Origin of the sequence: Bradyrhizobium ivorense (genome assembly GCF_900696085.1) — a bacterium.
Taxonomy (GTDB): domain Bacteria; phylum Pseudomonadota; class Alphaproteobacteria; order Rhizobiales; family Xanthobacteraceae; genus Bradyrhizobium; species Bradyrhizobium ivorense.
The window spans coordinates 17,406-35,680 of the sequence record NZ_CAADFC020000020.1 but is presented as its reverse complement, the minus strand read 5'-3'; the positions used below and the strand labels follow the sequence as shown (position 1 = coordinate 35,680).

The window sequence follows — 18,275 nt, the reverse complement described above, 5'->3', positions numbered from 1 at the left end:
CCTTCCATTTAGGCCGCTTGCGGGAGCGGCGCCAGCCCGATAAGGCTGCGCCGTCAGGAACTGGAAAAATGCCGAAAAAAGCCAACAAAACAGCCAGCAAAACCACGTCCAAAGCCGCCGCCAGGACGCCGGTAAAAGCCGCGACAAAACGCCCGGAAACGGCCTTCGATGGCACGACCGCCGAGCGGATTGCCACGGCCCTCGAGAGCATCGCCATACTGCTCGCGGCCGCCTCCCCGGAGCTCGACCCGGAGCTGGGCGAGCCGTTCGCCGACGCGGACGCCTTCGTCTGGCATCCCGATGGCCGCCTCACCCCGGTGCCGCGCGTCAGCCGCGTCGAGATCGGCCTGCTCAAGGGCGTCGACCGGATGCGCGACATCCTGATGGAGAACACCGAGCGCTTCGCCAACGGCTTTCCCGCCAACAACGCGCTGCTCTGGGGCGCGCGCGGCATGGGCAAGTCGTCGCTGGTGAAGGCCGCGCATGCCAGCCTCAATCTCGACCGCAAGCCGGCCGACCGGTTGAAGCTGATCGAGATCCACCGCGAGGACATCGAGAGCCTGCCCGGCCTGATGGAGCTTTTGCGCTCCTCGTCGTTCCGCTTCATCGTGTTCTGCGACGACCTCTCCTTCGACGGCAACGACGCCTCCTACAAGTCGCTGAAGGCGGTGCTGGAAGGCGGCATCGAGGGCCGTCCCGACAACGTCATCCTGTACGCGACCTCGAATCGGCGGCACCTGCTCGCGCGCGAGATGATCGAGAACGAACGCTCGACCGCGATCAATCCGGGCGAAGCGGTCGAGGAGAAGGTGTCGCTGTCCGACCGCTTCGGCCTCTGGCTCGGCTTCCACCGCTGCAGCCAGGACGAGTATCTCGCCATGGTGAAGGGCTATTGCGACCACTTCGGCATCAAGATCGCCGACGAGGAGCTGGAGCGCGAGGCGCTGGAATGGTCGACCACCCGCGGCTCGCGCTCCGGCCGCGTCGCCTGGCAGTTCACCCAGGAATTGGCGGGACGGCTGGGCGTGCGATTGAGCACGAAGTAGCCGCGGATTTTTCAACGCACGCCGCTGTCGTCCCCCGGCTTGACCGGGGGACCCAGTACGCCGCGGCCTCTCGATCAATCACCACTGTCTCTGGAATACTGGATCGCCCGGTCAAGGCCGGGCGATGACAGCCGCCGTGGCGCTGCAGCTAGGCGATGACAGTATGAGTGGTGCGAGCAAGACAAAACGGGGGAGGCTTGCGCCACCCCCGTTGCCTTTGTCGTGAGCTTTGGAAGTCCGGCGCGTGGCTTACGCGCCGTTGAGGAACTGGAGCGGGTCGACCGGCGACGAGCCCTTGCGGATCTCGAAGTGCAGCTGCGGCGAGCCCACCTCGCCCGATTGACCGGACTTGGCGATCACCTGACCGCGCTTGATGGTGTCGCCGCGCTTCACCATGATCTCGCTGGCATGGGCGTAGGCGGTAACGTAGCCGTTGGAGTGGCGGACCAGCACGAGGTTGCCGTAGCCCTTCAGCTCGTTGCCCGAATAGGCGACGACGCCGTCTTCGGCGGCCTTCACCGGCGTGCCCTCGGGCACCGCGACGTTGATGCCGTCATTGACCTTGCCGTTGGTCTTGGAGCCGTAGGCGGTGATGACCTTGCCGCGCACCGGCCAGCGGAAGGTCGGCAGTGCGCCGGTCGCCTCGCTGGACTTGGTGACAACAGGCGTTTCCGCAGCGGCAGGCGGCGCTTCGACATTTGCGGTCGGCTGCGCCAGCCGTGCGCTTTGCTGCGGCAGCGCGGTCGCGACCACCTTCGGGGCGCCGAGGGCCGGTGCCGGCGCAGCGGCAACCGGCGCGGTCGCAACGGCGGGGGCCGCGGGCGCAACCGCCGTGGTCTTGGCGCCGGGCACGACCAGCTTCATGCCCGGGCTAAGCCGGGCCGACGCGTCGAAATTGTTGGCGCGGGCGAGCTCGGCGACCGGGATGTGGTGCTGGCGGGCGATGCTGTGCAGCGTGTCACCGCGGTTGACATAGTGGACGCCGGCAGGCGCCGCCGCGACGGCAGCCGGTTTGGCGGCCACCGCGGGCGCGGCAGCGGTTGCGCCCGGGCGCGGAATGATCAGCTGCTGGCCGGGCGACAGCGCGCGCGGACCCTTGTAGCCGTTGGCGCGCAGGATCTCGGCGCTCGAGACGTTGTAGCGCTTCGCCAGCACCTCCAGCGTATCGCTGGTGCCGACGATGATGGTGGTGCCGTTACCGTGCCCGGCATGGGCCGCCGCGACCGAACGCGGCACGGTGCCGGTGGATTCGATCTGCGGACGCGCCGGGGGCGGCGTGTAGGACGAAAGCCCGCGCCCTCCTCCGGAAACGCCAGTGCCACTACCGGACACCGGATAAGACTGCGGCGCCGCCGCGACCGGCGGCGGCAAGGGCTGCGACTGGTACTGCGAGTATTGCGGCGACTGCGGCCTCGAATATTGCGGCAGCTCGCGCGGCGGTTGCTGCTGCACCGCGCCGGTCGGCTGCGGATCGAAGGCGAACGGATTTTGCGAGTATGAGTTTTGCGAGAAGCGCGACGACATGTCGGCGCTGCAACCGGCAAAAGCCACGGACATCAGCGCCAGCACCGCGACCTGCGGCACGCGACGCGAGCGAAGCAACTCGACAACCCCAGACATGGTTACTCACTCGTACGCAACAAAAGACTGTTTTGAGTAAACACGTACCGAGTAAACAACCGCTTAAGCCTGCGAATAAGGCGTTGGCGGCAAGCGGCAATCCGCGGTTTCTAGAGCTCGCGCGCAATTCCCGGCAGCGCCGGCACAAAGCGCACGTCGACCAATTCCTTGCGGTCGAAGCCGGTCGCGGTCCGCACCATCCGGACCAGGGTCTGGGTGCCCTGATGCGGCCCGACCGGGGCGATCAAGATGCCGCCCACCTCCAGCCGTTCCGCGAGCTTGTCGGGGACCTGCTCCATCGCCGCGGTGACGATGATGCGGTCGAAATCGCCGGCGCCGGCCGGGACGTCAAATCCGTCGCCGAGCAGCACCTCGACGTTGTAGTAGCCGAGCTTCTCCAGCCGCTGGCGGGCGCCGTCGGCTAGGGTGCGGTAGCGCTCGATGGTCAGCACCTGCTTGCACAGCCGGGACAGGATCGCCGCCTGGTAGCCCGATCCGGTGCCGATCTCCAGCACACGGTGGGTCTTCTGCAGCTGCAGCTGCTCGGTCATGTAGGCCACCACAAACGGCTGGCTGATGGTCTGGCCGCAGGCGATCGCAAGCGCGCTGTCGCGATAGGCATCGTCGCGGTCGCGCGCCTCGACGAAGACTTCGCGCGGCACCTCTTCCATGGCCCGCAGCACCGCCTGGTCGCTGATCCCACGCCGCCGCAGGGTGAGCTGAAACATCATCTTCTCGGGCGGGTCTAAGGTCACGGCCATGCTCGTCAACGTCGCGGGGTGGCAATGCGGCCCGCTCTAGATGCCATCGAAATTCGAAATGCCGCGTTAAGGAAAACTTTCCCGTCGCCGCTGTTCCGGATCAGGAACCAGCTCCCGATCTCCGGTTGGCATCGCGGTGACTGCTCCCCATATGGAGCCGCAGTGACGCGCAATGAAGCCCCGGTATGACTGAGACCGGGCAGTTCGAGTGAAGACGTCCCGGCCACCAGTGCCGAGCCTCTTCCAACGCGCTCGACAAGGCCAACAACGCCATAGAACGATTCGCGGTTGCGCGCTGCAAAATGCGGCAATTCCCGAACGTTTGCATTGCGCCTCTTGATGTTATTTGCGAGCTTGGTTCAGCGACGGGCAAGGATTCCATCATGACAGCGACACGGCCGGCGGGCTGTTCAGTTTTCCTCGTTGAGGACGAGGTCATGATCCGGATGATGGTCGCCGATATGCTGGAAGAACTCGGCCATAGCGTTGCAGCCGAGGCTGGCGAGATCGGCGAAGCGGTCAAGCTTGCGCAATCCACCGAATTCGACCTCGCGATCCTCGACGTCAACGTCAACGGCAAGGTGATCACCCCGGTCGCCGAGCTGATCAACGCCCGCAACCGCCCCTTTATTTTCGCGACCGGCTATGGCTCGTCCGGCCTGCCGCCGGAATATCGCGACCGCCCGGCGCTGCAAAAGCCCTTCCAGCTGGAGACGTTGGCGCAGGTGATCTTCAACGCCATGAAGGGCGCACCGGTCTAACCGCAAAACTCGGAGCCGTAGCCCGGATGAGCGGAGCGACATCCGGGAAGGTCTATCGGCGGAGATGGCGGCCCCCGGATATCGCTGCGCTCATCCAGGCTACGAAACTGCATCCGGGCTACAAGGTCACTTCAACGTCGCGGCCAGCGCTTCCGAAAACGCCTCATCGGTGCGGTCGAGCCGCAGCGGGGTCACCGAGACGTAGCGCGCGGCAAGCGCGGCCAGATCGGTGCCTTCGGCCGGCGTATCCATCATCGCGGCGCGCTCGAAGCCGATCCAGAAATACGGATTGCCGCGCCCGTCGTGACGGCGGTCGATCTTCAGAAAACCCTGATTGCGCTTGCCCTGCCGCGTGATCCTGATGCCCTTGACGTCATCGGGCATGCAGGACGGGAAGTTGACGTTGACGACAGTATTCCTGGGGACGCCGGCATCGATGACCTTGCGGATGATGTCGGGTCCGAATTTCAGCGCCGTCTCCCACAGCGGCGCATTGCGCGTGTCGATGGAAAACTCCTGCGACAGCGCGAACGACGGAAAGCCCAGAATGGTGCCTTCCAGCGCGCCGGCGATGGTGCCGGAATAGACCACGTCCTCGGCGACGTTGCGGCCCTTGTTGACGCCGCTCAGCACCAGATCGGGCAGCTTGTCGCCGAGAATGTGGCGCGCACCCATGATCACACAGTCGGTCGGCGTGCCGCGCACCGCGAAATGACGCGGACTGACTTCGCGCAGGCGCAGCGGATCGTTCAGCGACAGCGAGTGCGAGACGCCGGACTGATCGAGCTCGGGCGCGACGATCCAGACGTCATCGGACAAGGCCCGCGCGATCTGCTCGACCACTTGCAGGCCGGGCGCGTGGATGCCGTCGTCATTGGTGCAGAGAATTCGCATCCGTCAACGTGCCTTTTTGTTCTGATTCGACGCGGGTTTCTTCAACCTGGCGGTCGTCTTAACCGGCTAGGGCCGCGGAGGCAAACCCGGTGAAATCCAGCGCGCGCGCCATGGGCTGACAAACCGGGCGCTGCCGGCGATTTTCCGGCTGAACACCGGCAAAATCGGCTTGGGCGGCCCCGGCGGCCGAACGATCCGGATCGGAATCGGCACCGGCCTGCGCGAGTTGGCTTCGGCCGCTGCGGTTTGGGGCTGTTCGGACTTCGGAGATTCAGCCTGCCGCGGCTTGGGCTGCGATGGCTCGGGCTTGGACGGCTCGACCTTGGACGGTTCAGCCTCGGACGGTTCAGCCTTCGAAGGTTCGGCTTTGGGCTCGAGCCCGACCTCCGCAAACGGACGAAGCGTGAGCTTGTGCAATTTGGCGGGTTCAGACTCGGCAGCCTCAGACTCGGCAGCCTCAGGCTTCGGCAACTCGGGCTTCGGCGGCTCGGGCTTGGCCTGCACGATGGGGCGAAGCTCGGCGTTGGCAGGTTCGGGTCTGGCAGATTGAGGTTCGGTCGGTTCGAGCCTCGGCCGCTCGGTTTGGCCGAGTTCGGACTTTGGATCATGCGCAGGTTCAGACGCGGCACGCTCAGGCTTCGCAAGCTCCGGCTTGGAAAGCTCCGGCTCCAGAAGCTCTGACATGGGATTGGACCGCTCCGCCTCAGGCGGCGCGGCGACGCGCGCATCCGCCGGCTGCGCGGCTGGCGCTGAAGCCGCCGACCTCGCCTTCAGCTTGGCGAGCAGCTCCTCAAGCGAAGGCCCGGTTGGCAGCTCGGCCGGCGCCCGCGTCACGGGCGGTGCGGCGGGCGGCATCGGCGCAACGGCTGGCGCGACCGCCGGTTGATAATCGGCCGGCGCCGTATGGGCGAACTTGCCGCGCGCAACCTCGACCGCCTTGTCGAAGTCGGCGCGGTTGATCCAGGCCTTCGACTGCATCGCCTCGATCACGCCGGGCTCCCAGAGCCGCGCGACCTCGATGTCGTAATAGCCCATCTGCTTCTGATTGATCAGCTGCAGCCCGTGGCCGGTCACGGCCCATTGGCGACCAAGCCAGTGGATGTCACGGTGCAGTGGCATCACACTGGCTCCCCCTTACATGCCGTGCTCGATGACCTTGAGCCCGCCCATATAGGGCTGCAGCACATCGGGCACCGCGATTGAACCATCCTGCTGCTGATAGGTCTCCATCACAGCGATCAGCGCGCGTCCGACCGCCGTGCCGGAACCATTCAGCGTATGCACGAAGCGTGGCTTGCCGTCCCCCGCGCGATAGCGCGCGTCCATGCGGCGGGCCTGGAAGTCACCGCACACCGAGCAGCTCGAGATCTCGCGATAGGCGCCGCCGTCGCCCTGCCCCGGCATCCACACCTCGATGTCGTAGGTCTTTTGCGCCGAGAATCCCATGTCGCCGGCGCACAGCGTCATCACGCGGTAGTGCAGGTCGAGACGGCGCAGCACCTCCTCGGCGCAGGCCAGCATGCGCTCGAGCTCGTCCTTGCTGGCTTCCGGCGTCGTGATCGACACCAGCTCGACTTTTGTAAATTGATGCTGTCGGATCATGCCGCGGGTGTCACGCCCTGCCGCACCTGCCTCGGCGCGAAAGCACGGCGTCAGCGCGGTGAGCCGCATCGGCAGCTCCTTCTCATCTAGGATGGATTCGCGCGCGAGATTGGTCAGCGAGACCTCGGCGGTCGGGATCAGCCCGAGCCGCTCGCTGCGCAGATCGGCATTCGGCGTTGCCAGCAATTCGCCCTTGATCGCCCAGAACTGGTCGTCCTCGAACTTCGGCAATTGCCCGGTGCCGAACATCACGGCGTCGCGCACCAGGAGCGGCGGATTGATCTCGGTATAGCCGTGCTCGCCGGTGTGCACATCGAGCATGAACTGCCCGATCGCACGCTCGAGACGCGCGAGCCCCTTTTTCAGCACCACGAAGCGCGCGCCGGACAGTTTTGCCGCCGCCTCGAAATCCATGTCGCCGAGCGCGGTGCCGAGGTCGTCGTGCAGCTTCGGCGCAAAGCCGTAGTCGCGCTGCTTGCCAAACACATGGTGCTGGACGTTGCCGTGCTCGTCGGCGCCGTCGGGCACCTCGTCGAGCGGCAGGTTCGGAATTGAGGACAGCTCCCGGGTCAGTTCCTCGTCAGCCGTCTTCGCCGCAATCTCGAGCTCCGGCATCGTGGTCTTGAGCTCGGCGACCTCGGCCATCAGCTTGGCGGCGCGCGCCTCGTCCTTGGCCTTCTTGGCGTCGCCGATCTCCTTCGAGGCCGCGTTGCGGCGCGCCTGGGCCTGCTCGGAGGCCAGGATCGCGACCCGGCGCCTCTCGTCGATCGCCAGCAGCGACGGCGACAGCGCGCCCAGACCGCGGCGCTTTAGGCCGGCGTCAAAGGCGGTCGGGTTGTCGCGGATCGCTTTGATATCGTGCATGGCGGGACTTTCAGGATCGTGCCTTGAGGGCCGTTTCCAGTACCCGAAATGGGGCGAATTTGGAACAGCGAAGACGGGTTACTCGGCCGGATTGGTCGCCGACCCCGACGAGGCGGCCGTGGTCGTGGCCTTCTTCTCCACCATCCGCACCGCGATGATGGCGCCCTCATAGAGCGCAAGCAGCGGGATCGCCAGCGAGGCCTGGCTCAGCACGTCGGGCGGCGTCAGGACGGCCGCGATGATGAAGGCGATGACGATGAAATAGCGCCGCTTCTCGCGCAGCATTTTTGACGTAACGATGCCGATGCGGCCGAGCAGCGTCAGGATCACCGGCAGCTGGAAGGCGATGCCGAAGGCGAAGATCAGCGACATCATCAGCGAGAGATACTCGCCGACCTTGGGCAGCAACTGGATCTGCGCGGTCTCCGCGCCACCGGACTGCTGCATGCCGAGCGAGAACCGCACCAGCATCGGCAGCACCACGAAATAGACCAGCGCGGCGCCCATCACGAAGAACACCGGGGTGGCGATCAGATACGGCAGGAAGGCGTTGCGCTCGTGCCGGTAGAGGCCCGGCGCGACGAACTTGTAGATCTGGGTCGCGACGATCGGAAACGAGATGAAGCCGGCGCCGAACAGCGCGAGCTTGAGCTGGGTGATGAAATACTCCAGCAGCGCGGTGTAAATGAACTTCGAGTTCTCCGGCCCCGCGATCCAGACGAACGGCCACACCAGCACGTTGTAGATCTGCTTGGCGAAGAAGAAGCAGAAGATGAAGGCCACGCCGAAGCCGAGCAGCGCCTTGATCAGGCGCGAGCGCAGCTCGATCAAATGGTCCATCAAGGGGGCCTTGCTGGCCTCGATATCTTCGGCGCTCATGACGCTTTGGCGTCCTTGAACACGTGGGGCTCCGCCGGCGCCGCATCATGCGGCTCGGGCTTGACCTCATTGCTGATCGCGAGCGGCTCACCCGCCGCCGCGTGGGTCTCGGCCTCGACGAAGGTTTCCGGCGTCGGTGCGGCCGGCGTCGTCGGTGTCAACGGATCGGTTGACGTCACCGGTGCGTCACTTGACGTCACCGGCGCGTCGATCGCGGACGCCACCTGGGCATCGACCGGCTTGTCGATCTGCAGGGCGTCGCTGACGTCCTTCTGCAGCGAGGTCATGACATTGCCGCTGGTGATCCCGGTGGCGGCTTCCTTGACCTCGTCAAAGCTCTTCTTGAGGTCGGCCATCTCGGCCTCGCGCATGGCTTCCTGGAACTGGCCCTGGAATTCGGCGGCCATCTTGCGGGCCTTGCCCATCCATTGCCCGACCATGCGCAGCACGCCCGGCAGCTCTTTCGGGCCGATGGCGATCAGCGCGACGACCGCGATGACGACCAGTTCACTCCACCCGATGTCGAACATGAATGCTTCCGCCTAAGCGCGCCGCTGACGACCCCATCTGCCTTAACAGGATTTGGGGCGGCCGGCGCCTTTCTCAATCGGCGTCCATAGCGCTTTCACGCGGCGGCGTCACCGTTTCGCGCAACAAAAAACGTCGAAATATCGGTTCGGGACAAGGGCTTTAGACGGCCTTGCTGCCGACGTCCTGGCGCGCCGCGGTCGGCGCCGCGTTGTGATCGATGGCCTTTGCGGGCTCGGTCTTCTCGGCGACCTTGTCGTCGTCCTGCATGCCCTTCTTGAAGGCCTTGATGCCCTGGGCGACGTCACCCATCAGGTCCGAAATCTTGCCGCGTCCGAACAGCAGCAGGACCACTGCGATCACGACGATCCAGTGCCAAATGCTAAGCGAACCCATCCTGCAACCCTCCAGAAATGGCCGGCATTGCCGACCTGAGCTTTGCCCGGAAGGTAGGCCCGCGGGGTGTCAAAAACAAGGACTTCAGCCGCGGCAAATCGCTGTCGCGGCTACGTAATATTGCTAGGCTTAACCGGGAATATTCCGGACTATTCGCCCTTCTCCTCGGCCTCATCGCCGTGGTCACCGGCACGGGCTTCATGCTCCGTGGAATCCGGTGCGGCCGCTTCAGCTTCAGTCGCTTCCGGTGCGGAAGCTTCCGCCTCGGGTGCGGCTTCAGCCTCCGGCTCAGCCGATGGCGCGAGCAACAGTTCCAGCGTGTCGCCAGGCTCGAGCGGCTCCTCATCCTCGCGCAGCGTCGCATCGTCGGTCGGCGACGGAACGCTGAAGCCGGTGGGCAGGCGGGAATCCAGCAGACCCGTTCCCTTCAGCTCCTCGAGCCCCGGCAGATCGCCGAGCGCCTCGAGGCTGAATTGCGACAGGAACCCGTCGGTGGTTCCGAAGGTCAGCGGACGGCCCGGCGTCTTGCGGCGGCCGCGCGGCCGGATCCAGCCGGTCTCCAGCAGCACGTCGATGGTTCCCTTGGACGTCACGACGCCGCGGATCTCCTCGATCTCGGCGCGGGTCACCGGCTGGTGGTAGGCGATGATCGCCAGCACCTCGATCGCGGCACGCGACAGTTTTCGCGTTTCGGTGCTCTCGCGGGTCATCAGCCACGACAGGTCGCCGGCGGTGCGGAACGTCCACTTGTTGGCCACGCGAACCAGATTGACACCGCGCGGCGCATACTCGGCCTGCAACTGCGCGAGCGCCTTCTTGATGTCGACGCCGTCGGGCATCCGCTTTGCCAGCGTCGCCTGGTCGATCGGTTCGCTCGATGCAAACAGCAGGGCTTCCAGGAGCCGCAATTCCTCAGGACGCGCCATATGATCCACCGGAGAAACCTCCTCCTCGGGCTCGTCCATGCGCACTTCCGCCAAGCTTGCCATCGGCTTGCTCTCCTTCTTCCACTTACTCAACCGACAGGTCCGGCGCAGCCATTGCGGCCTGCGCGGGGCGCTTTCGGAAATAGATCGGCGCGAACGCCTGCTTCTGATTGATCTCCATCTCGCCTTCACGGACCAGTTCGAGGGCCGCGGCGAAGCTGGAGGCGAACACCGTCGCCTTCTGGGTGGGATCGGCGACGTAATTCATCAAATATTCGTCGAGACAGCTCCAATCCTCGGAAATGCCGACCAGCCGCTCCAGCGAGGCGCGCGCTTCGGCCAGCGACCACACCGTGCGCTTGGCCAGGTGCACCGACGTCAGCACGCGTGCCTGGCGCTGCGTGGCATAGGCCGATAGCAGGTCGTACAGCGTCGCGGTGAATTTCGGATGCTTGATCTCCGCGATCGATTCCGGATTGCCGCGCGGAAAGATATCGCGCTGGAACTGGGGCCGGTTCATCAGCCGGTTCGCCGCCTCGCGGATTGCCTCCAGGCGGCGCAGCTGGTTGGCGAGCGCGGTCGCCATCTCCTCGGCGCTCGGCCCCTCCGCGCTCGGCGGTTCCGGCAGCAACAGCCGCGACTTCAGGAAGGCGAGCCAGGCCGCCATCACCAGATAGTCGGCCGCGAGCTCGAGCCGGATTTTTCGCGCGGCTTCGATGAACGAGAGATACTGGTCGGCGAGCGCCAGGATCGAAATCTTCGACAGATCGACCTTCTGCTGCCGCGCCAGCGTCAACAGCAGGTCGAGCGGGCCCTCATAGCCCTCGACGTCGACCACCAGCGCCGGCTCGCCTTCGGCGAGGTCGGCCGGCCGCCCGGTCTCGAACGATAGAATTTCCGCGGTCATGCCGTCCCTACCCGATCCAACAACGCATCCAGTTCCGCCCGCGCCGCCTGGCGGTCGAGCGGCTGCGGCTGCCGCCGCGCGGCCAGCGCCCGATCGGCGCGCTCAAGCGCCCTGCCGGCCAGCTCCGGCGTTTCCCGCGCGACCTCGCGCATCTCGTCGAAATTGCCGTTGCAGTGCAGGACCATGTCGCACCCGGCGCTGACGATGGCTGCCGTTCGTTCGGCGATCGATCCAGCCAGCGCATTCATCGACACGTCATCACTCATCAACAGACCTTCAAACCCGATCCGGCCGCGAATCACCTGTTCGATGATTGTCGCAGAAGTCGTCGCGGGTTGGGCGGGGTCCAGCGCGCTAAACACAACATGTGCGGTCATGGCCATCGGTAGGTCGGCCAAGGGCTGGAACGCGGCAAAATCGGTCCTTTCCAGCTCGATTCGAGCGGTATCGACCGTCGGAAGCCGAAAGTGGCTGTCTGCGGTGGCCCTGCCATGGCCGGGTATGTGCTTGAGAACCGGCAGCACGCCGCCCTGTTCCAGTCCTTCCGTGACGGCCCGGGCGATCGCCGCGACCTTGCCGGGTTCGGTTCCATAGGCCCGGTTGCCGATCACCGCATCGGCGCCGGAGACCGGAACGTCAGCCAGCGGCAGGCAATCGACCGTTATTCCGAGGTCGGCCAGATCGGCCGCAATCAGGCGGGAGCTGAGCCGCGCCGCGGCCAAACCAAGCTTGGGGTCGATGTCGTACAGCGCGCCAAAACTCGCGCCCGGCGGATAGACCGGCCAGTGCGGCGGCCCGAGCCGCGCCACCCGTCCGCCCTCCTGATCGATCAGGACCGGCGCGTCGGCCATCCCGGCCGCTGCCTTGAGTTCCGCAACGAGAGCCGAGACTTGTGCCGGGCTCTCGATGTTGCGCTTGAACAGGATGAAGCCCCATGGCCGCTCGGCGCGAATGAATTCGCGTTCGGCGTCATTGAGGGTCAGCCCGGATATGCCGGTGATGAATGCGCGGTTCGTCATTCGGCCGATTAGGCCGCATGCCGCTCACCGGTCAAGGAAACGGCCGCTAATTTCTTTGGATGAAGCAGTTCGGCAAGCCGGCTGACTTCAGGCTCTTGCAGAGCTGGTTCGCCTCCTCCGCGGAGCCGAGCGGGCCGGCGAAGGCGCGGTAGTACACGCCCTTCTCGGCCAGATCGACACGTCGCACCACCAGCGGCTGGGAGGCGAGCAGACTGGAATACTTGTTCTGCAGCACCTTGTACGACGCCTGCGCATCCGCCTCGTTCTTCTGCGACGACACCTGCACCAGGTAGCCACCACTGCTGACCGAGGCCGTCGTGGTCGAGGCCACTCGGGTCGGAGGCGCGGCCGGGGCCTCGGCCTGGCCAGGCGTCAGCGACAACGGCGAATTCACGCTGGCGTTGGCCGATGCCGGGTTGCTGCGCGGAACCTGCGGCTTGGGGGGTGCCGGCGGCTTGGCTGCGGCCTGCGCACCGTCAGGCGTATCGCCCTTGACCGACAGGGTCCGGACCTTACGCGGCTCGTTGTTCGGCAGCGTCCCGTTCGCCGTGGCCGGCGCCGGTGGGGGCGGCGTGGTCTGCACGCTGGACAGCGGCGGCGGATTCGGATTGGCGACCAGCGGCACGACGCGCGGTCCTGAGACCTTCGCGCTGGGGTCGACCGGGGTTTCCTCGCGCGACACGATCTTCTCGGTGCCGTCGCCCGCGGCCATGCGGTCCGGCGTCTTCGCTGGCGCGTCGGCCTGCGCCGGGATCACCTTGGTCGGCGTGTTGTCGGCCTTGATGATCGGCGGCTCGCCGCTGCGGGCCGAACCTACATAGGTGCGGTACGCGAACGCGCCCCCGGTCCCGATCACCGCGAGCGCGAGCACCGCGGCAACCGTCATCACGCCCCTGCTGCGCCGGCGCGGCTCGGGTTCTTCCTCATAGTCCTGATAGGCGTAGGGATCGTCCGGATAGGCCGGATCGCGCTGCAAATCGTGCTCGCCGGTGGCTTCCAGTTGCCCGTACAGGGCGTCGTCATAGCGCGACGGATCGTGGTCTTGACCGTGACCTTGGCCGTGACCTTGGCGACCGTCGTCCTGATGCCGAAACTCCTCGTCGAAACCGTCGGCCTGCTGGAAGGCCGGAGCCGGCTGATACGGCACGACAGGTTCCGGCTCGGGCACAGGCGCCGGCTTGGCGGCATAACGGTGCAACGGATGCACCGCGCTCGGCTGATAATCCTGCTCGGGCTCTTCATCGTACGCCACCGGCGCGGGCGGCTGAGGCTCCTGGCGAGGCTGCTCTTGGCGAGGCTCTTGGCGCGCACGCTGCATCCAGGGCGGCGGGCCCGCAGGTCGCGTATCCTCATCTTCCGCCGGCGGTTCATGAGCATGCTGCTGGGCTGGCGGCCGCGCATTGGCACGCGACAGCAGCGGATGCGGCGGCTGCGTCTTGCTCGCGGTCCCGAACGGATCAGTCTGGCCGATCAGCCGGGCCAGCTCGGCAAGCGGGTCGCCCTCGGCCTTCGGGGCCGCGTCGGGATAAGCACCGCGATCGTAATCGTCAGCGGCGGGAAAAGGTCGGTCCTGATATCGATCAGCCATCGTGATGATGCATCCCCTTCGGGACAGCGCCAAGATCGCCGGCGCTGCCGGTCCGAACGAATTGGCCCCTGCCAGATGCTCTCACAAATCCCCACTCGTGAGAGCCAAATGCCCCTGCCTACCGCATCTCGGTCGGAGCGTGGACGCCTAGAACAGCTAAGCCCGATGCCAGAACCGAGACGACGCCCTGAACCATTGCCAGTCGCGCCTTTGTGATTTCTGCATCATTATTGATAATGAAGCGTAAATAGGGCAAATCCCGCCCCTTGGTCCACAGCGCATGAAATTCGCTGGCCAAATCATACAGATAAAATGCGATTCGGTGCGGCTCATGCGCAATGGCCGCAGCCTCGATCATCCGGGGATAAAGCGCAAGCCGCTTCAGCAGGTCGAGCTCGGCCGGGTCGGTCAGCCGCTCCACGGCGGCACTCCGCAAATACGCCAGCCGGGCCTCGTCCGCCTGCGGCAGATCCGGAACCGCCTCCTCCCGCGCATTGCGGAAGATCGAATGGCCCCGCGCATGGCCGTACTGGACGTAGAACACGGCGTTGTCCTTGGACTGCTCGATCACCTTGGCGAGGTCGAAATCGAGCACCGCGTCGTTCTTGCGGAACAGCATCATGAACCGCACCGCGTCGGAGCCGACCTCGTCGACCACCTCGCGCAGCGTGACGAATTCGCCTGAGCGCTTCGACATCTTCACCGGCTCGCCGTCGCGCAGCAGTTTGACGAGCTGCACGATCTTGACGTCGAGCACGGCCTTGCCCGCGGTCACCGCCTTCACCGCCGCCTGCATCCGCTTGATGTAGCCGCCGTGATCGGCGCCGAACACGTCGATCAGGTTGGTGAAGCCGCGCTCGAACTTGTTGCGGTGGTTCGCGATGTCGGATGCGAAATAGGTGTAGCTGCCGTCCGACTTGATCAGCGGACGGTCGACGTCGTCGCCATAGGCGGTGGCGCGGAACAGCGACTGCTCGCGGTCCTCGTAATCCTCGACCGGCTTGCCCTTCGGCGGCGGCAGCCGGCCCTCGTAGATGTCGCCCTTGGCGCGCAGGAAATCGATCGTCTCGGCGACCTTGTTGTTGCCCGATGTGATCAGCGAACGCTCCGAGAAAAACACGTCGTGATGGATGTTGAGCGCGGCGAGATCGCCCTTGATCATCTCCATCATCATGGCGATCGCCTTGTCGCGCACGATCGGAAGCCACGCGGACTCCGTCATACCAAGCAGCTTGTCGCCGTACTCCTTCGCGAGCGCCTCGCCGACCGGCACGAGGTAATCGCCGGGATAGAGCCCTTCCGGGATCGCGCCAATGTCCTGACCGAGCGCCTCGCGGTAGCGCAGGAATGCGGAGCGCGCGAGCACGTCGACCTGAGCGCCGGCGTCGTTGATGTAATATTCGCGGCAGACGTCGAATCCGGCGAATTGCAGCAGGCTGCACAGCGCGTCGCCGAACACGGCGCCGCGGCAGTGCCCGACATGCATCGGCCCGGTCGGATTGGCCGAGACGTATTCGACATTGACCTTTTCGGCCTTGCCGACGTCGCTCTTGCCATACGCCGCACCGGCCGCCAGCACGGCGCGCAGTGCGTCGGCCCAGATCTGCGGCTTCAAGGTCAGGTTGATGAACCCGGGACCGGCGACATCGACCGAGGCCACCAGGTCGTCGGCGCGCAGCCGCTCCGCGATCTTGTCGGCGAGCTCGCGCGGCTTGGCCTTGGCGTCCTTGGCGAGCACCATCGCGGCGTTGGTCGCCATGTCGCCATGGCTGGCATCGCGTGGCGGCTCGACCACGACGCGGGACAGATCGATGCCGGCGGGCCAGTTATCTTCGGCTCCGATCGCGGCGCAGATCGCGTGCACGCGCGCCAGCACGTCGGCAAAAAGGTGTGGTGAAGCAGGGGTGTCGGCCATGGCAGGGCGCTAACGCAAATCCGGGGTCGAGTCAAAAAGCCTGTGGTGTTCGATCAGGGCGAAACGGTCGGTCATCCCGGCGATGAAATTGCCGATCCGCCTGTTCCGCTCACTGTCGGTCTCCTGCTCGGTGCCCTCGATCCATTCCGCCGGCAGGTCGCCCGGCGACTGCCGGTAGCGCTCGTAGAGGTCGCGGACCACCTGCTCGGCGTCACCCATGATCTGCATCACCCGGTGATGCCGGTACATCCGCCGGTACAGGAACGCCTTGATCGCCGCCTCCTCCTCCGCCACGTCGGGCGGGAAGCCGATCAGGGGCGCATGGTAGTGGCGGACATCGTGGGCCGACTGCGGCTGGGCGGCGGCCAGGCGCTGGCTCGCCTCGGTAAACACCGCGCTGATGAAGTGGGAGATCAGCTCGCGCACCAGCTCGGCGCCGCGCTTGATCTCGTCGAGCGCCGGATAGTGCCGGTCGATCTCGCCGATGATCTCGGCGGTCAGCGGCATCTCCTTGAGATCATCGACCGCGAACAGGCCGGCGCGCAGGCCGTCATCGATGTCGTGCGCGTCGTAGGCGATGTCGTCGGCGAAGGCCGCGATCTGCGCCTCGAGCGAGGCGTAGCTCCAGAGCTCGAGGTCGTAAGTCTTGGTGTAATCGGCAATGCCGACGGGAATGCCGCCGCTCTCCAGATAGCGTCCGATCGGCGCGCCGCTGCGCGCGGTCAGCGGGCCATTGTGCTTGACGATGCCCTCGAGCGATTCCCAGGTCAGGTTCAGCCCGCCGAACTCAGGGTAGCGGTGTTCCAGCGAGGTCACGACCCGCAACGTCTGCGCATTGTGGTCGAAGCCGCCGTCGCCTTTCAGGCATTCATCGAGCGCCCGCTCCCCGGCGTGCCCGAAAGGCGGGTGGCCGAGGTCGTGGGCCAGCGCCAGCGTCTCGGTCAGATCCTCGTCGAGCCCGAGCTGGCGGGCCAGCGCGCGGGCGATCTGGGCCACCTCCAGCGAATGGGTCAGCCGGGTGCGGTAGTGGTCGCCCTCGTGGAAGATGAAGACCTGGGTCTTGTGCTTGAGGCGGCGGAACGCGGTGGAATGGATCACCCGGTCGCAGTCGCGCCGGAACGGGCTGCGGGTCCGGCTCGGCGGCTCGGCGACCAGCCGGCCCCGGCTGCGATCGGGGTCGCAGGCATAAGGCGCGCGGGGAGCAGCCATTCCGACCGACACGGTATTTTAGTCCTTATCCATTTGATTCCATGGCCCGACGCACTTAACTATTGATAGCGGCGGATACCAAATAAAATGGGTATGACGCGCGAGCATGATCCGGAAAAGTGGCCACCGGTTTTCCGATCAGATCATGCTTCAAATAAGAGGACCGGAGACCGATGACCATGACTGCTGCCATCACTGTCAGCGAACGGGCCGCCCGCCGTATCGGGCAGATCCTGAGCAAGGAAGGCGACGGCGCAAAACTTCGCATTTCCGTCGAGGGTGGCGGCTGCTCCGGTTTTCAGTACAAATTCGATGTCGAGCATACCCAGGCCGATGACGACCTCGTGATCGAGCGGGACAGCGCCGTCGTGCTGGTAGACCCCGCCTCGGTCCCGTTCCTGGCGGGCTCGGAGGTCGACTTCGTCGACGACCTGATCGGCGCCTCGTTCCGCGTCGTCAACCCGAACGCTACCGCCTCCTGCGGCTGCGGCACCAGTTTCTCGATCTGACCTCGATCAGCGCGCGGCGAACAGCGCCCGCGCGTTGCCATGCGCGATCTTCGCGGCGACTTCAGGCGCCAGCTGATCCAGCCAGCCGCGATAGCCGGCCATGATCTCGCCGTAGCTCGCCCAGCGCTCCGAGATCCAGGTGTCGGAGCCCAGCATGAAGCGATCCGGAAAGCGCTCGAACAGCGACCGCCATTCCGGTGTCAGCTTCCCTGCCCCGTCGACGATACCGCCGCGATAGGACAGCTCGCCCCATAGCTTGGGATATTTCGTCAGCATCTCCGCCACGCGATCGGTCGCGAGACCGAAGCCGGTATGCGCCCAGATGATCCGCGCCCGCGGATTGTGCCGCATCAGGATCTCGACGGCTTCGGCATCGGAATGGGCGTGAAGATAAAGATCGTTGGCGACCGCGAAGTCGACCATCTTCTTCACCCATTCGCTCTCCGCCGCCTTGCCGTGGAGATGAAACTCGCCGATGCCGCGATAGTAGCCGCGTTTGAATTCGTCCTGGATCAGATCGAAAATCGTGGGGTCGTTGAACCAGGTCTGGATATCCGGCCTGACGCGATAGGGCCGGATGAACGGCACCACCTGCAGACCGTCCGCCTTGCGCTCGACCAGCACATGCGTTCCGGTGTTCGGACGGCTGGTGGCGAGGATGCCGGTGACATGGTGCTTGCGAAACAGCGCCAGCACCTCGTCGGGCTGGTAGAACGGTTTCGGCTCCCAATTGTAGTGCAGATGCGCGTCGAAGATCTCGATCGGCTCGGCCGCCGCCGCGGACCAGGATGCCAGCGCGGCCAGCGCTGCGATCCCGGCGACGACGAGATGGTGCGCGCCGCGCAGCATCG

General features: G+C 65.6%; 17 protein-coding genes and 1 pseudogene. 3 read left to right on the top strand and 15 right to left on the bottom strand.

Annotated elements, in window-relative coordinates:
• Nucleotides 1-68 precede the first annotated feature (68 nt).
• The gene (locus tag CI41S_RS26455; RefSeq protein WP_139862290.1) at nt 69-1,046 is read left to right on the top strand and encodes an ATP-binding protein; all 978 of its coding nucleotides are present in this window, start codon (nt 69-71) and stop codon (nt 1,044-1,046) included.
• Between the two features lie 249 nt (nt 1,047-1,295).
• On the opposite strand, the gene CI41S_RS26445 is transcribed toward CI41S_RS26455, so the two are convergent.
• Nucleotides 1,296-2,666 carry a M23 family metallopeptidase gene (locus CI41S_RS26445; protein WP_139862288.1) on the bottom strand — a complete coding sequence of 457 codons (1,371 nt, stop codon included), beginning with the start codon at nt 2,664-2,666 and terminating at the stop codon, nt 1,296-1,298.
• A 110-nt stretch (nt 2,667-2,776) separates the two neighbouring features.
• The gene (locus tag CI41S_RS26440) at nt 2,777-3,427 is read right to left on the bottom strand and encodes a protein-L-isoaspartate(D-aspartate) O-methyltransferase (RefSeq protein WP_430642099.1); all 651 of its coding nucleotides are present in this window, start codon (nt 3,425-3,427) and stop codon (nt 2,777-2,779) included.
• A 383-nt stretch (nt 3,428-3,810) separates the two neighbouring features.
• Here CI41S_RS26440 and CI41S_RS26435 point away from each other — a divergent pair, with 383 nt between their 5' ends.
• Nucleotides 3,811-4,188: a response regulator gene (locus CI41S_RS26435; protein ID WP_139483407.1), complete on the top strand. Its 378-nt coding sequence runs from the start codon at nt 3,811-3,813 to the stop codon at nt 4,186-4,188.
• A 126-nt stretch (nt 4,189-4,314) separates the two neighbouring features.
• Here CI41S_RS26435 and surE read toward each other — a convergent pair whose 3' ends face one another.
• The 12 genes and pseudogenes from surE to CI41S_RS26375 all read right to left on the bottom strand — a co-directional run bounded on the left by surE (nt 4,315) and on the right by CI41S_RS26375 (nt 16,927).
• Nucleotides 4,315-5,082, bottom strand: a complete 768-nt coding sequence (surE, locus tag CI41S_RS26430) for a 5'/3'-nucleotidase SurE (RefSeq protein ID WP_139862287.1) — start codon at nt 5,080-5,082, stop codon at nt 4,315-4,317.
• A 66-nt stretch (nt 5,083-5,148) separates the two neighbouring features.
• Nucleotides 5,149-6,072: a hypothetical protein gene (locus tag CI41S_RS26425; RefSeq protein WP_139862286.1), complete on the bottom strand. Its 924-nt coding sequence runs from the start codon at nt 6,070-6,072 to the stop codon at nt 5,149-5,151.
• A gap of 144 nt (nt 6,073-6,216) precedes the next feature.
• Complete coding sequence (gene serS, locus CI41S_RS26420; protein ID WP_139862285.1) at nt 6,217-7,548, bottom strand: serine--tRNA ligase; 1,332 nt, start codon at nt 7,546-7,548, stop codon at nt 6,217-6,219.
• A 78-nt stretch (nt 7,549-7,626) separates the two neighbouring features.
• Complete coding sequence (gene tatC / locus CI41S_RS26415) at nt 7,627-8,427, bottom strand: twin-arginine translocase subunit TatC (RefSeq protein WP_139862284.1); 801 nt, start codon at nt 8,425-8,427, stop codon at nt 7,627-7,629.
• Complete coding sequence (tatB, locus tag CI41S_RS26410) at nt 8,424-8,957, bottom strand: Sec-independent protein translocase protein TatB (protein WP_139862283.1); 534 nt, start codon at nt 8,955-8,957, stop codon at nt 8,424-8,426. The genes tatC and tatB overlap by 4 nt, the downstream gene beginning before the upstream one ends.
• 160 nt (nt 8,958-9,117) lie before the next feature.
• Nucleotides 9,118-9,351, bottom strand: coding sequence for a twin-arginine translocase TatA/TatE family subunit (locus tag CI41S_RS26405; RefSeq protein WP_139483348.1), 234 nt, complete (start codon nt 9,349-9,351; stop codon nt 9,118-9,120).
• Nucleotides 9,352-9,554: 203 nt separating this feature from the next.
• Nucleotides 9,555-10,340: pseudogene (scpB, locus tag CI41S_RS26400) on the bottom strand (SMC-Scp complex subunit ScpB); the annotation flags it as partial.
• Between the two features lie 22 nt (nt 10,341-10,362).
• The gene (locus CI41S_RS26395; protein ID WP_139483346.1) at nt 10,363-11,184 is read right to left on the bottom strand and encodes a segregation and condensation protein A; all 822 of its coding nucleotides are present in this window, start codon (nt 11,182-11,184) and stop codon (nt 10,363-10,365) included.
• Nucleotides 11,181-12,203, bottom strand: coding sequence for a beta-N-acetylhexosaminidase (gene nagZ / locus CI41S_RS26390; RefSeq protein WP_139862281.1), 1,023 nt, complete (start codon nt 12,201-12,203; stop codon nt 11,181-11,183). Before nagZ ends, CI41S_RS26395 begins: the two co-directional genes overlap by 4 nt.
• Nucleotides 12,204-12,249: 46 nt before the next feature.
• Nucleotides 12,250-13,791 (bottom strand): SPOR domain-containing protein, encoded by a 1,542-nt coding sequence (locus CI41S_RS26385; RefSeq protein WP_139862280.1) that lies wholly within the window; start codon nt 13,789-13,791, stop codon nt 12,250-12,252.
• Nucleotides 13,792-13,909: 118 nt separating this feature from the next.
• Nucleotides 13,910-15,706, bottom strand: a complete 1,797-nt coding sequence (gene argS, locus CI41S_RS26380; protein WP_139862279.1) for an arginine--tRNA ligase — start codon at nt 15,704-15,706, stop codon at nt 13,910-13,912.
• Between the two features lie 9 nt (nt 15,707-15,715).
• On the bottom strand, nt 15,716-16,927 hold the full coding sequence (locus CI41S_RS26375; RefSeq protein ID WP_139862278.1) for a deoxyguanosinetriphosphate triphosphohydrolase: 1,212 nt from the start codon (nt 16,925-16,927) through the stop codon (nt 15,716-15,718).
• Between the two features lie 167 nt (nt 16,928-17,094).
• Between CI41S_RS26375 and erpA the strand changes: the two genes are divergently transcribed.
• Nucleotides 17,095-17,424, top strand: a complete 330-nt coding sequence (gene erpA, locus CI41S_RS26370) for an iron-sulfur cluster insertion protein ErpA (protein WP_139483341.1) — start codon at nt 17,095-17,097, stop codon at nt 17,422-17,424.
• A 6-nt stretch (nt 17,425-17,430) separates the two neighbouring features.
• On the opposite strand, the gene CI41S_RS26365 is transcribed toward erpA, so the two are convergent.
• The gene (locus CI41S_RS26365) at nt 17,431-18,273 is read right to left on the bottom strand and encodes an amidohydrolase family protein (RefSeq protein ID WP_139862277.1); all 843 of its coding nucleotides are present in this window, start codon (nt 18,271-18,273) and stop codon (nt 17,431-17,433) included.
• Nucleotides 18,274-18,275 lie beyond the last annotated feature (2 nt).

Bases quoted from the DNA above. Each gene is read 5' to 3' on its own strand.
- CI41S_RS26440 (WP_430642099.1), bottom strand. From the start codon at position 3,427: ATGGCCGTGACCTTAGACCCGCCCGAGAAGATGATGTTTCAGCTCACC.
- tatB (WP_139862283.1), bottom strand. From the start codon at position 8,957: ATGTTCGACATCGGGTGGAGTGAACTGGTCGTCATCGCGGTCGTCGCG.
- serS (WP_139862285.1), bottom strand. From the start codon at position 7,548: ATGCACGATATCAAAGCGATCCGCGACAACCCGACCGCCTTTGACGCC.
- tatC (WP_139862284.1), bottom strand. From the start codon at position 8,427: ATGAGCGCCGAAGATATCGAGGCCAGCAAGGCCCCCTTGATGGACCAT.
- CI41S_RS26455 (WP_139862290.1), top strand. From the start codon at position 69: ATGCCGAAAAAAGCCAACAAAACAGCCAGCAAAACCACGTCCAAAGCC.
- CI41S_RS26445 (WP_139862288.1), bottom strand. From the start codon at position 2,666: ATGTCTGGGGTTGTCGAGTTGCTTCGCTCGCGTCGCGTGCCGCAGGTC.
- CI41S_RS26405 (WP_139483348.1), bottom strand. From the start codon at position 9,351: ATGGGTTCGCTTAGCATTTGGCACTGGATCGTCGTGATCGCAGTGGTC.
- nagZ (WP_139862281.1), bottom strand. From the start codon at position 12,203: ATGACGAACCGCGCATTCATCACCGGCATATCCGGGCTGACCCTCAAT.
- CI41S_RS26365 (WP_139862277.1), bottom strand. From the start codon at position 18,273: ATGCTGCGCGGCGCGCACCATCTCGTCGTCGCCGGGATCGCAGCGCTG.
- argS (WP_139862279.1), bottom strand. From the start codon at position 15,706: ATGGCCGACACCCCTGCTTCACCACACCTTTTTGCCGACGTGCTGGCG.
- erpA (WP_139483341.1), top strand. From the start codon at position 17,095: ATGACTGCTGCCATCACTGTCAGCGAACGGGCCGCCCGCCGTATCGGG.
- CI41S_RS26435 (WP_139483407.1), top strand. From the start codon at position 3,811: ATGACAGCGACACGGCCGGCGGGCTGTTCAGTTTTCCTCGTTGAGGAC.
- CI41S_RS26395 (WP_139483346.1), bottom strand. From the start codon at position 11,184: ATGACCGCGGAAATTCTATCGTTCGAGACCGGGCGGCCGGCCGACCTC.
- surE (WP_139862287.1), bottom strand. From the start codon at position 5,082: ATGCGAATTCTCTGCACCAATGACGACGGCATCCACGCGCCCGGCCTG.
- CI41S_RS26385 (WP_139862280.1), bottom strand. From the start codon at position 13,791: ATGGCTGATCGATATCAGGACCGACCTTTTCCCGCCGCTGACGATTAC.